Origin of the sequence: Streptomyces sp. NPDC059816 (assembly GCF_042732055.1) — a bacterium.
Taxonomy (GTDB): domain Bacteria; phylum Actinomycetota; class Actinomycetes; order Streptomycetales; family Streptomycetaceae; genus Streptomyces.
The window spans coordinates 132,656-144,747 of record NZ_JBHWIQ010000012.1 but is presented as its reverse complement, the minus strand read 5'-3'; the positions used below and the strand labels follow the sequence as shown (position 1 = coordinate 144,747).

The following is a 12,092-nucleotide window of genomic DNA, read 5'->3' as shown; positions in this document are numbered from 1 at the left end:
CTTGTGGTGTGGACCGCGCCGGGGCGGTGGTCCGCCCAAAGCGGCGGAGGAGATTGCTGATGAGTGGCGCTCCCCTGAGCCGTGCCACGGAATTGCAGTGCCGCGCGGCTGGGTCGAGCCGGTTCCGGAGCGTTTAACGCAGACCGTTGCGTGCAGTGCACGTAACGGCTTGGGGGGCTCCCGGAAGAATGGTTGTCCCGGACGGGGACACGAAGCACCTCGTCATGGTGGGGTCGGGTGCAGACTTGAGATTAACACTACCGGACCCAACAAACATTCCCCCTCTCCACATCCGGCAAGCCGGTGTCAGTGCGCAAGCGGCAGCACGCTCGCTCCCGCTTCATCCAGCGCGAGTCGGTTCGCGGCCCACCCCTCGCCGGCCAGTCGGGCGACCTTGTCGGCGACCTCGCCGTCGGCCAGCGCCAGGACCGTGGGACCGGCGCCGGAGATCACCGCGGGGATGCCGTCCGCGCGCAGCCGCTCGACCAGGGCGGCGCTCTCCGGCATCGCCGGGGCGCGGTACTCCTGGTGCAGACGGTCCTCGGTGGCGGGCAGCAGCAGCTCGGGGCGCCTGGTCAGGGCCTCGACGAGGAGTGCGGCCCGGCCCGCGTTGGCGGCGGCGTCCACGTGCGGGACGGTGCGCGGCAGCAGTCCGCGGGCGGTTTCGGTGAGGACGGGCTTCCCGGGGACGAAAACCACCGGAACGATGGAATCGGCCGCGTCCATCCTGATCGCACGGGCCGCGCCGCCGTCCATCCAGGACAGCGTGAAACCGCCGAGCAGGCACGCGGCGACGTTGTCGGGGTGGCCCTCGATCTCGGTGGCGAGTTCCAGTAGGGCGTCGTCGTCGAGCTTGCTGTCGCCGCCTATGGTCACGGCCCGGGCGGCGACGATCCCGGCGCAGATCGCGGCGGACGAGGAACCGAGGCCCCGACCGTGCGGAATGCGGTTGGCGCAGACGACTTCCAGGCCGCGCGGCTGGCCCCCGAGCAGGTCGAACGCGGTGCGCATCGAGCGCACGAGCAGATGGCTCTCGTCGCGGGGGAGGGTCTCGCCGCCCTCGCCGGCGATGTCCACGTGCAGCCCGGAATCGGCCACCCGGACGACGACGTCGTCATAGAGCCCCAGCGAGAGGCCCAGGGCGTCGAAGCCCGGACCGAGATTGGCGCTGGTGGCGGGGACGCGCACCCGGACGGCGGCGGCGCGGAAAGCGGGACCGGCCATCGCTCGACGACTCTCCTTGAACTGCTGGATTCTCAACAACGTGCAGGAACACCCTCTGGCCGCGTGGGGCGGCGCCGCGGCATATGCGGCGGACGGGTTCGGTACAGCCTATCGAAGGAAGGTTCCGTCGCGACATAGGGCGCACGGGAGGCGCACGATGCGTGTCGCAAGCCCCCCATGCATCCCCGAACCGGTGTAACCCGACGGTCGGTGCAGATCGCGCTCTGCCGCGACCGGGGCACGGGGACGCGGCGGGTGCACCTGGGCGCCACGGGGGGCGGAAATCCGGCGGGAACCCGCCGCGCACCGCCGTCCGGATCGATGTCACGACCGTTCGACGGGCCCGTAGCCACGGCCGCACCGGTGAGCGCCCCCCCTCTGTACGGGACGGGGTGCTCACCGCCGACCACCGCCGTGGCGGCGGGGCTACGGCCGTGGCGTCGGAGCTCGCTCAGACCAGGCCGAGGCGCTGGGCCGCGATTTCCGCGTCGACGGGGACGGTCACCGGCTGCGGGGCTCCGGCGACGGCCCAGTCCGGGTCCTTGAGGCCGTTCCCGGTCACCGTGCAGACGATGGTCTGCCCCGGGTCGACCTTGCCCTGCTCGGCGGCCTTCAGCAGGCCGGCGACCGAAGCGGCGGAGGCGGGCTCCACGAACACGCCCTCGCGCGAGGCCAACAGCTTGTAGGCGCGCAGGATCTCACGGTCCGTCACCTCGTCGATGAACCCGCCGGACTCCCGCTGCGCGGCGAGCGCGAGCTGCCAGGAGGCCGGGTTCCCGATCCGGATGGCGGTGGCGATGGTCGAGGGGTCCTTGACGATCTCGCCGCGCACGATGGGCGCGGAGCCGGACGCCTGGAACCCCCACATGCGGGGCGTCCGGGTCGACGGACCGTCGGCGGCGTACTCCCCGTACCCCTTCCAGTACGCGGTGATGTTCCCGGCGTTGCCGACCGGCAGCACATGGATGTCGGGGGCGTCACCGAGGGCGTCGACGATCTCGAAGGCCGCGGTCTTCTGACCCTCGATGCGTACCGGGTTGACCGAATTGACCAGGGCCACCGGGTAGTTGTCGGACAGCGCCCGCGCCAGCCTGAGGCAGTCGTCGAAGTTCCCGTCGACCTGGAGGATCTTCGCCCCGTGCACCAGGGCCTGCCCCATCTTGCCGAGGGCGATCTTGCCGCGCGGCACGAGCACCGCGCTGACCATGCCGGCGCGCACGGCGTAGGCCGCCGCGGAGGCGGAGGTGTTGCCGGTGGAGGCGCAGATGACGGCCTGCGCACCCTCCTCCTTGGCCCGGGTGATCGCCATGGTCATGCCACGGTCCTTGAAGGACCCGGTCGGGTTGGCGCCCTCGACCTTGAGGTGCACCGAACAGCCCGTGCGCTCGGAGAGCAGCTGCGCCGGGACGAGCGGCGTGCCGCCCTCGCGGAGCGACACCACCTGCGTGTTCTCCGTGACCGGCAGTCGGTCCCGGTACTCCTCGATGATTCCGCGCCACTGGTGGGTCATTGCTGCTTACTCTCCTTCAACCCGCATGATGCTGGCGACACCCCGCACGGTGTCGAGTCGACGCAGCACCTCGACGGTGCCGCTGAGGGCGGCGTCGGGCGCGCGATGGGTGACGACGACGAGGGAGGCGTCCCCGTCCCCGTCGGGCCGTCCGTGCTGACGGACGGTGTCGATGGACACGCCGTGCTCGGCGAAGACCGTCGCGACCTGGGCGAGGACGCCCGGCTTGTCGGCCACGTCGAGGCTGATGTGGTACCGCGTGACGACGTCTCCCATCGGGCTGACGGGAAGGCGCGTGTACGCGGACTCGCCGGGGCCGGTGGCCTCGCCGAGCTTGTTGCGGCAGACGGCGACGAGGTCGCCGAGCACGGCCGACGCGGTGGGCGCGCCACCCGCACCGGGACCGTAGAACATCAGCTGGCCGGCGGCTTCGGACTCCACGAAGACCGCGTTGTACGCGCCGCGCACGGAGGCCAGCGGATGGCTGAGCGGGATCATCGCGGGGTGCACCCGCGCGGTGACGGAACCCCCGTCGGCGGCGCGCTCGCAGATGGCGAGCAGCTTGATGGTGCAGCCCATCTGGGTGGCGGACGCGAAGTCGGCGGCGGTCACCTCGGTCATGCCCTCGCGGTACACGTCGTCGAGGCGGACCCGGGTGTGGAAGGCGATCCCGGCGAGGATGGCGGCCTTGGCCGCGGCGTCGAAGCCCTCGACGTCGGCGGTCGGGTCGGCCTCCGCGTAGCCGAGCGCGGTGGCCTCGTCGAGGGCCTCCTGGTAGCCGGCGCCGGTGGAGTCCATCTTGTCGAGGATGAAGTTGGTGGTGCCGTTGACGATGCCGAGCACCCGGTTGACCTTGTCGCCGGCGAGCGACTCGCGCAGCGGCCGGATCAGCGGGATCGCCCCGGCGACGGCAGCCTCGTAGTAGAGGTCACGGCCGTGCTTCTCGGCGGCGGCGTGCAGGGCGGCGCCGTCCTGGGCGAGCAGCGCCTTGTTCGCGGAGACCACGGACGCACCGTGCTCGAAGGCGTTCAGGATCAGCGTGCGGGCGGGCTCGATGCCGCCGATGACCTCGATGGCGACGTCGATGTCACCGCGTTTGACCAGGGCGGTGGCATCGGTGGTGACCAGCGCGGGATCGATCCCGGCACGGACCTTGGAGGGCCGACGGACGGCGACACCGGCGAGCTCCACGGGAGCGCCGATCCGGGCCGCGAGGTCGTCGGCGTGCGTCGTCATGATGCGCGCCACCTCTGAGCCGACTACCCCACAGCCCAGCAGCGCCACCTTCAGCGGACGCGTACGCATCATCCGACCTCGCTTCTCGTACTTCTACGGTTGGTCCAGTCTCACTCACCGGACGGGAGTTTCTGCCCGTTGTCCGTATCATGAGACATCAATTTCACGGGACGCGGCACCCCGGACGCAGATCTTTCGGCGTCCGGGGCACCGCACCCCGCCGGTGGTGACCGACGTCACGCACCACCGGACTCCGGGCGCGGCCCGTCAGCCGACGTCGAGCCGCAGCAGGTCCTCCTCCGTCTCCCGGCGGACGATCACCCGCGCCGCACCGTCCGCGACGGCGACGACCGGCGGGCGGAGCACGTGGTTGTAGTTGCTGGCCATGGACCGGCAGTAGGCGCCGGTGGCCGGCACGGCGATGAGGTCGCCGGGCGCGAGGTCGGCGGGCAGGAACGCGTCCCGCACGACGATGTCGCCGCTCTCGCAGTGCTTGCCGACGACCCGCGACAGCATCGGTTCGGCGTCGGACGTCCGGGACACCAGCGACACGCTGTACTCGGCGTCGTACAGCGCGGTGCGGATGTTGTCCGACATGCCGCCGTCCACGGAGACGTAGGTGCGCAGCCCGTCGAGCGGCTTGATCGTGCCGACCTCGTACAGGGTGAACGCCGTGGGGCCGGCGATCGCACGGCCCGGCTCGACGGAGATCCTGGGCGTGCGCAGCGCGGCCGCCTCGCACTCGCGGCCGACGATCTCGCGCAGCGCCCCGGCGATCTCGTGCGGCTCGCGGGGGTCGTCGGCGGACGTGTACGCGATGCCGAGCCCGCCGCCGAGGTCGATCTCGGGCAGTTCGACGCCGTGCTCGTCGCGCACCGCGGCGAGCAGTTGGACCACCCGGCGGGCCGCGACCTCGAAGCCGGCCATGTCGAAGATCTGCGATCCGATGTGCGAGTGGATGCCGACGAGTTCGAGCCCGTCGAGCTTGAGCACCCGTCGCACGGCCTCGGCGGCCTGACCGCCGGCCAGCGCGATGCCGAACTTCTGGTCCTCGTGGGCGGTGGCGATGAACTCGTGGGTGTGGGCCTCGACCCCGACGGTGACCCGGATCTGCACCCGCTGGCGCACCCCGAGCCGGTCGGCGGTGTGCGCGACCCGCACGATCTCCGCGAAGGAGTCGAGGACGATCCGGCCCACCCCGGCGGTGATCGCCCGTTCGATCTCCTCGACCGACTTGTTGTTGCCGTGGAAGGCGATGCGCTCGGCGGGCATCCCCGCGGACAGGGCGGTGGCGAGCTCGCCGCCCGAACACACGTCGAGGTTCAGCCCCTCCTCGTGGAGCCAGCGCACGACGGCCCGGGACAGGAACGCCTTGCCCGCGTAGAACACGTCGGCGTCGGCGCCGAAGGCGTCCCGCCAGGCCCGCGCACGGGCCCGGAAGTCGCTCTCGTCCAGCACGTAGGCGGGGGTCCCGAACTCCTCGGCCAGCCGGGTGACCGGGAGCCCGCCGACGGTCAGCACCCCGTCCGCGTCCCGCTCGACGGTACGGGCCCACACCTTGCCGTCGACGGCGTTCAGGTCAGTGGGCGGGGCGGCGTAGTGGCCCTCGGGGAGGACGTCGGCGTGACGGGGCCCGGCGGGGTGGGCGGAACGGCTCATGTCTGCGTGGCTTCTCTCAGATCTCAGAGGTGTTCGGGTGCATCGATGCCGAGCAGGGTGAGGCCACCGGCGAGCACCGTCCCGGCGGCTTCGGCGAGCGCGAGCCGGGCCCGGTGGGCGGCCGAGGGTTTCTCGTCCCCGACGGGCAGCACCGGGCACTCGGCCTGGAACCGCAGGAAGCCGTCGGCGAGGTCCACGAGGTGCCGTGCGAGGCGATCGGGCGAGCGGTGTCCGGCGGCGGCGGTGAGGACACGTGGGTAGGACGCCAGCGAGTCGCTCAGCGCCCGCGCGGCAGGAGCGTCCGCGCTGGCCCACTCCCCCGGTTCGGCGGAGAACCCCAGGTCACGGGCGTTGCGCCGCAGGGCGTGCGTACGGGCGTGGGCGTACTGGACCCGGAACAGCGGATTGCCCTCGCGGCGCGACAGGTGGTCGGCGGGGTCCCTCGGCACATCGTGCGGGGCGGGGTGCAGCAAGGCCCACCGCAGGGCGGCGACGGCGGGCAGGTCCCCGGCCGCGGGCTCCCGGACCCCGTGGGCGGGCACGGGGCGCAGCACGGTGCCCGTGGTCGCGCGGACGGTTCGGACGCCCTGACTGGCGAGGAGCCGTTCCACCGTCTCGGCGACGATGCGGGCCCGGAGCTCGTCCGGGACGGCGAGCTCGACGGCCGGCTCGGTGGGGGCGCCGGGAGTGCGGGGGGTACGGGGGGTGCCGCTCCGTGGCTCGACGTGTCCGTAGCGCTCGCCCTCGGCCAGGACGCGGGCGACGAGGTCGCGGTCACCGTCGCCGTGCGCGGTGCGGTCGAGGGTGAGGTTCAGGAACCCCGGCCCGGTGATCTCGACCCGGGCGACGCCGTGTTCGTCCAGCAGGCGTCGGCGGATGACCTCGGCGACCTGGGGCGCGGGGCGGCCGGCCGGCCGGGCGAGTTGGAGGGCGACGTTCGTGGCGTAGTCGCCGCTGCCGCCGGGCCGGGACGGTTCGACCACGACCCGCCCGGGCAGCGCCTCCCCGTCGACGGCCAGTTCCCCGGCGTCCACGGCGCACCGCACGGCGTGCAGCACGGTTCGGGACAGCTCGACGGGGGTCACGCGACCAGGGTAGGGGAGGTGGACGCGCGCACGCTCAGGGGTTTCGGGGTGTGGGACGGCACGGTCGTGGGGTGCGTGACGCAAGGTGGCCGTGGGGCCATCGGGTGCGGGCCCCGGACGGTCGCGGGGTGTGGATGGCCCGCCGTGGCGTGCCCGCGCCGGGTCGTTACTCGTGTTCTCCGCCGACGGGGGCGGGTTCGGGCTCCTCGGGTTCGGCGTCCCGCTCCGGCGCGGGTCCGTGGTCCCGGCCGAGCAGGCTCCGGACGATGCCGACGAGCTCGCCGGGCTCGAACGGTTTGGAGAGGAAGGCGTCGACCCCCGCGTCGAGGCCGCTCTCCACCTCGTGCGGGGTGCAGGCGCTGACGATCATGAGCGGGAGCTGCGCGGTACGGGGGTCCGCCCGCAACCTGGCCGCGGTCCGCAAGCCGTCGAGACGGGGCATCACCACGTCCAGGGTGATCACGTCGGGGCGCACCTCGTGCACGATGTCCAGGCATTCGGCACCATCAGCCGCGGTCACGACCTCGAACCCCTCCAGTTCGAGATTGACCCTGATCAGCTGCCGGATGACCTTGTTGTCGTCCACAACAAGCACCCGGCCCGAGGCGCCTGGCACATGTCGAGAGTAGGTCGGCGACGACGGTCGCGTCCGGCTTTTCCCCACTTCCACCCCACCGGGGTACACGATCCCGTCCACGGGCCCTCCGCGACCCCTGCCGGGGCACCGAAACCCGTTCAGGACCACCCGGCCTGAGCTGGTAGGGTTCTACCCGTCGCCGCCACTACGGCAAGCGACATCGCCCCCGTAGCTCAGGGGATAGAGCAACGGCCTCCGGAGCCGTGTGCGCAGGTTCGAATCCTGCCGGGGGCACTCGCCAGTCGGTCAGCATCGTTTATCGCTGACCAGCGCGAATGCCGACGAAAAAGGGCGGGAGTCAGTCTCACTGACTCCCGCCCTTTCTCACTGTCTCTCACTGTTCGCGACACACCTCCGACACACTCACCCGGCCGTGTCGCCTTCCTCCTCCAACGCCTTGGCGATCTTCGCGCAGGGTGCCGTTGCGTACTCCCCGTCGGCACGGCAAGTCGATCGCCCGTGTGCACTTGCGCCCCAGCCCCCACCGGGAGTTCCGGCCCGGCTCCGATGATCAGTGGGGCGGGCGCCCGTGGTAGATTCTGGCGATGTTCGAAAGTGGGGACTCGGCTCGCGGTTCCACGTCCAGCTCGATGCAGAGCATGCACCGGGCCATGCAGATGCTGGAGTACCTCGCCGAGAAGCCGATGCGGGCCTCGGAGCTCGCCGAACGCACCTCCTCGAAGTGGGCGACCGCGCACCGCACCCTCGTGTACCTCCGTGAGCACGGATTCGTGCACCGCGACGAGGCGACCGGGTTGCACTACGTGGGTCGGCGACTGTTCGCGATCGGGTCGTCGTACCTGAACGAACATCCGCTCTTCCACACGGGTGAGCCCCTGATGCGGACCGCGGCCGACCGCGTGGGCGGCTTCGTCCAGATCGCCGAACGGGAAGCGTACGCCTCGATCGCGATCGCGAGCGTCGAGCCGCGGGTTCCGATTCCCGGCCTCTCGTACGCGAACACCTACCGCCCGTACCCGCTGCACATCGGTGCGCGCGGACTGGTCCTCCTGGCCTTCGCGCCGGACGACTTCTGCGCCGCCTACGTGGACCACTTCACGTCCGTCGAGGACGAGACGGCCATCACCGACGCGGCCGAACTGCTCGGGGTGCTCGAAGAGGTGCGGAGTGCCGCAGTGGTGACCACCGATCCGGACATCGCCGCGGCGACGACGGCGACCGCCGCTCCGGTGCGCAACGCCGCAGGGGTCGTCGTGGGGTCGGCGTCCCTCATCACCGCACGCACGGACGGACCCGCGCCCGCGGAGGTTCGTGACGTCGTGCTCGGTCTGGCCGCCTCGCTGTCCCAACTGCTCGGGTGGCGGGGCAAGATCGCATCCCGGTAGCGGGGCGGGCGAGCACCGCGACGCCCGTGCGCCCGGAGGGCACGTCACCCTCCGGGCGTCTGCGGTCGGCCGCGGTGTTCGTGTCCGTCGTCGGTCAGGGGGCGGGCGGCCACGGGGCGTTCGCGGCCACCTGTGCGCGATGGCGGACCAGGGCCCGCGGCGCGTCCACGGCCACGGCGGCGGTGATCCGTCCGTCCCTGGTGTACACGGCGACCAGACCGGACTCCCCCGGTTCGCCGGCGAGGACGTGGACCCGGTCGTCCGGGGCGGGCGCCCCCACCAGTTGCATCCGGGTGCCGAACTGGTCGGTCCAGAAGGAAGGCAGCTCGTCGAGCCGGGCCGCCGCGGCGGACCCGTTGCTCACCGCGCCGGCGACGATGTTCTCGGCGACCACGGTCGCCTGGAGGCCGACGTGGTTCCAGTGTTCGGACCGTACGGGGCCGCCGTGGCGGGGGGAGTACCAGCGGGCCGCGTCCCCGAGGGCGAACACACCGGGAACGTCGGTCCGGCCGGCGTCGTCGCACAGCACACCGTGGTCCACCGCGACGCCCGAGCCCTCCAGCCACCCCGTCTCGGGGACGCCGCCGAACCCGACGACCACCAGGTCCGCGTTCAGGACCCGGCCGTCGGTCAGCCGCACCCCCCGGACCTGGTCGTCCCCGACCAGCCCGTCGACGCCGGTCCCGAGTGCGAAGACGGTGCCCCGGGCCCGGTGCAGTCGGGTGAAGTGGTCGCCGACCACGCGTCCCAGCACGGCGTGCATCGGCACGGGCTGGACGTCGACCACCGTCACCTTGCGGCCGAGTTCCCGTGCGGCGGCGGCGACCTCGCAGCCGATGAAGCCCGCCCCCAGGACGACCACGTCCTTCGCGTCGGCCAGCGCGGCGCGCAGCGCGAGGCCGTCCCCGAGGCTGCGCAGGCAGTGGACCCCCTGCAGGTCGGACGGGAAGCGGGGCCGGCGGGCGGCGGAACCCGTGGCGATCACGACGACGTCCGCGGCCAGGGACGATCCGTCGTCGACGGTGACGGTCGCGCTCCCCTCGCCCGTGCGCAGCCCGGTGGCACGGCGGCCCGTGCGCAGGTCGAGCGCGAGTCCGGCGATCTCGTCCTCGGTCGCCAGGTAGAGGGACTCGGGTTCGGCGCGGCCGGTCAGCAGGTCCTTGGACAGTTGGGTGCGGTCGTAGTGGGCGCGGGTGCGCTCCGCCCCGATCAGGGTGACCCGTCCGTCGTAGCCGAGCCGGCGCAGTTCCTGGGCGAGCGACATCCCGCCCAGGGAGGCACCGACGATCGTCACGTGCTCGGTACGGGACATCAGCCGGTCACCTGGAGCGCACGGGCCGGGCAGGAGCGCACCGCACGTTCGGTCCTGGCGCGCAGTTCCTCCGGCGGTTCCTCGTCGAGCACGACGACCCGGTTGTCGTCCTCGTCCAGATCGAACACGGTCGGGGCTTCGAGCATGCAACTGCCGTACCCACGGCACTTGGTGAGATGGGCGGTCACTTTCATGGCAGTACCTCTGGATCGTGGATGGTGCCGGGACGCCGGCGGTTTCGGGAGGGGGCACGGCCTCGTCAGGCGACGAGATAGCCGCCGTCGATCGGCAGGACGGCGCCGGTGATGTAGCGGGAGCGCTCGTCGGCGAGGAAGACGATCCCGTCCGCGACCTCGTCGACCGTGCCGGGGCGCCGCATCGGGATCGTGCCGCCGACGGGGGCCGGTTCGTCCGGGACCGCGCCGGGCCGGGCCGACCCGGCGCGCAGGGCGGTCGCGCTGGTCTCGAAGAGCCGGGTCGGGATCCAGCCGGGGGCGACCGCGTTGACACGGACGCCCTGGGCCGCGACCTCGGCGGCCACCTTCAGGGTCAGGCCCACCACCGCGTGCTTGGAGGCGATGTAGGCGGCTCCGCCGCCCCGGGGAACGAGTCCCGCCGACGAGGCCACGGTGATGATGCTGCCGCGACCCCGACCGGTCAGGGCGGGCAGCACGGCCCGCAGTACGTTGGCCGTGCCCCGGACGTTCACGCGGAGCACCAACTCCCATGTTTCGTCGGGTAGTTCGGTGAAGGGCTGGTTCTGGTCGAAGATGCCGGCCGCGTGCACGACGACGTCCAGCGGCCCCAGGTCGTGTTCGGCGGCGCGCACCGCGTCGGCGACCGCGGACCCGTCCGTGACGTCCGTGCGGTAGGCCATGGCCGTCCCGCCGGTGGAGCGGATGTCGTCGGCGGTCTGGTGCGCGCCGGGGCCGGACAGGTCGCAGGCCGCGACGGCGTACCCGGCCCGGCCGAGGGCTCGGGCGGTCGCGGCGCCGATCCCGCTGGCGGCTCCGGTGACCAGGGCCGCGCGCCGGCCGGCGGCGGGGGCGCTCATGAGCCGGCCGGCTTCTTGACCCGCAGCAGGTCGACTTCGAGGCCGGTGCCGGCGGTGCGGGCGTGCTCGTACACCAGGCGGGCCGCGACGAGGTCCTGGAGCGCGGTGCCGACGGACTTGTAGACCGCGATGTCCGCCGGGTCCGCCCGGTGCGCCCCGTCCGCGGTGAGTTCGGCGAGCGACCTCAGCTTGCCGTCCAGGACCCCGGCTTCGTCGGCGGCGATCAGGTCACCGGACTCCCCGCGCGCCTGCGCGGGTGCGTCGCTGACGACGAGGCCGGCGCGGTCGATCACGTCGACGTCGAGTTCCCGCAGCTCCGGCATGGTGGAGCCGATCGACAGCACGGTCGCGCCGGGGCCGAGCCACTGTCCGCGCAGGGCCACCCGCCCGGTACCCATGCCGGTGTTGGTCGCCACGACCACCACCGGAGCCGCGGCCGCCCGTTCGGCACTGTCCACCGGGACGACGGGGATCCCCAACTGCTCGGCCATCCGTTCGGCGAATCGCTTCCGGCGTTCGGCGTTCGGGCTGAACACCGACACGGCGGTGACGTCGAGGGCCGCACAGGTGCCAGCGAGGTTGGTCTCCGCCTCCAGTCCGGAGCCGATCAGTCCGACCTCGACCGGGCCGCGCGGACCGAGCAGGCCCGCTGCCACGCCGGTCGCCGCGCCGGTCCGGGCCGCGGTCAGGAAGGCTCCGTCGAGTTGGGCCAGCAGTTCGCCCGAGCGCTCGTCGTACAGGCCGATCAGGTACTGGACGCCGCCGGCGCTGACTTGGTTGAAGACCTTGAAGCCCATGAGCCCGGCGCCGCCGACGACGGCCGGCATGAGGCGGAAGAAGCCGGGCCCGGCGGCGAGGTTGACGCGGTCGGGGAGTTGTACGGAGCCTGCGGCTTCGATGCGGTAGCCGTCGCGCAGTGCGTCGACGAGCCGGTCCATCCGCAGACAGTTCCGGACCTCGTCGTCAGTCAGGAGGAGCATCCTGGGTGTCCTTCTCGGTAGCGGTGGTGGGAGCGGTCGGGGCGGCGCG

At 72.5% G+C, this 12,092-nt stretch carries 11 protein-coding genes and 1 tRNA gene; 2 read left to right on the top strand and 10 right to left on the bottom strand.

What is annotated here, in order from left to right:
- Positions 1 to 306 precede the first annotated feature (306 nt).
- From thrB to ACFV88_RS17970, 6 genes are all read right to left on the bottom strand, one after another.
- Complete coding sequence (thrB, locus tag ACFV88_RS17995) at positions 307 to 1,224, bottom strand: homoserine kinase (RefSeq protein WP_385492119.1); 918 nt, start codon at positions 1,222 to 1,224, stop codon at positions 307 to 309.
- A 451-nt stretch (positions 1,225 to 1,675) separates the two neighbouring features.
- Positions 1,676 to 2,734: a threonine synthase gene (gene thrC, locus ACFV88_RS17990; RefSeq protein WP_385492116.1), complete on the bottom strand. Its 1,059-nt coding sequence runs from the start codon at positions 2,732 to 2,734 to the stop codon at positions 1,676 to 1,678.
- Between the two features lie 6 nt (positions 2,735 to 2,740).
- Positions 2,741 to 4,042, bottom strand: coding sequence for a homoserine dehydrogenase (locus ACFV88_RS17985; protein ID WP_385492114.1), 1,302 nt, complete (start codon positions 4,040 to 4,042; stop codon positions 2,741 to 2,743).
- Between the two features lie 195 nt (positions 4,043 to 4,237).
- Positions 4,238 to 5,629 carry a diaminopimelate decarboxylase gene (gene lysA, locus ACFV88_RS17980; RefSeq protein ID WP_385492112.1) on the bottom strand — a complete coding sequence of 464 codons (1,392 nt, stop codon included), beginning with the start codon at positions 5,627 to 5,629 and terminating at the stop codon, positions 4,238 to 4,240.
- 23 nt (positions 5,630 to 5,652) lie between these two features.
- Positions 5,653 to 6,714 carry an ArgS-related anticodon-binding protein NrtL gene (gene nrtL / locus ACFV88_RS17975; RefSeq protein ID WP_385492109.1) on the bottom strand — a complete coding sequence of 354 codons (1,062 nt, stop codon included), beginning with the start codon at positions 6,712 to 6,714 and terminating at the stop codon, positions 5,653 to 5,655.
- A gap of 166 nt (positions 6,715 to 6,880) precedes the next feature.
- The gene (locus ACFV88_RS17970; protein WP_385492400.1) at positions 6,881 to 7,378 is read right to left on the bottom strand and encodes a response regulator; all 498 of its coding nucleotides are present in this window, start codon (positions 7,376 to 7,378) and stop codon (positions 6,881 to 6,883) included.
- A 135-nt stretch (positions 7,379 to 7,513) separates the two neighbouring features.
- On the opposite strand from ACFV88_RS17970, the gene ACFV88_RS17965 reads away from it, so the two are divergent.
- Together ACFV88_RS17965 and ACFV88_RS17960 are read left to right on the top strand one after the other, a co-directional pair.
- Positions 7,514 to 7,585: transfer RNA gene (locus ACFV88_RS17965), tRNA-Arg, on the top strand.
- 311 nt (positions 7,586 to 7,896) lie between these two features.
- Positions 7,897 to 8,697, top strand: coding sequence for an IclR family transcriptional regulator (locus tag ACFV88_RS17960; RefSeq protein WP_385492106.1), 801 nt, complete (start codon positions 7,897 to 7,899; stop codon positions 8,695 to 8,697).
- A gap of 94 nt (positions 8,698 to 8,791) precedes the next feature.
- Here ACFV88_RS17960 and ACFV88_RS17955 read toward each other — a convergent pair whose 3' ends face one another.
- From ACFV88_RS17955 to ACFV88_RS17940, 4 genes are all read right to left on the bottom strand, one after another.
- On the bottom strand, positions 8,792 to 10,009 hold the full coding sequence (locus ACFV88_RS17955; protein ID WP_385492103.1) for an NAD(P)/FAD-dependent oxidoreductase: 1,218 nt from the start codon (positions 10,007 to 10,009) through the stop codon (positions 8,792 to 8,794).
- The gene (locus ACFV88_RS17950; protein ID WP_385492101.1) at positions 10,009 to 10,203 is read right to left on the bottom strand and encodes a ferredoxin; all 195 of its coding nucleotides are present in this window, start codon (positions 10,201 to 10,203) and stop codon (positions 10,009 to 10,011) included. The genes ACFV88_RS17955 and ACFV88_RS17950 overlap by 1 nt, the downstream gene beginning before the upstream one ends.
- Before the next feature lie 65 nt (positions 10,204 to 10,268).
- A complete protein-coding gene (locus ACFV88_RS17945; protein WP_385492098.1) occupies positions 10,269 to 11,063 on the bottom strand; it encodes an SDR family NAD(P)-dependent oxidoreductase in 795 nt (264 codons plus the stop codon).
- On the bottom strand, positions 11,060 to 12,043 hold the full coding sequence (locus tag ACFV88_RS17940) for an ornithine cyclodeaminase family protein (protein ID WP_385492095.1): 984 nt from the start codon (positions 12,041 to 12,043) through the stop codon (positions 11,060 to 11,062). Before ACFV88_RS17940 ends, ACFV88_RS17945 begins: the two co-directional genes overlap by 4 nt.
- Between the last annotated feature and the right edge of the window lie 49 nt (positions 12,044 to 12,092).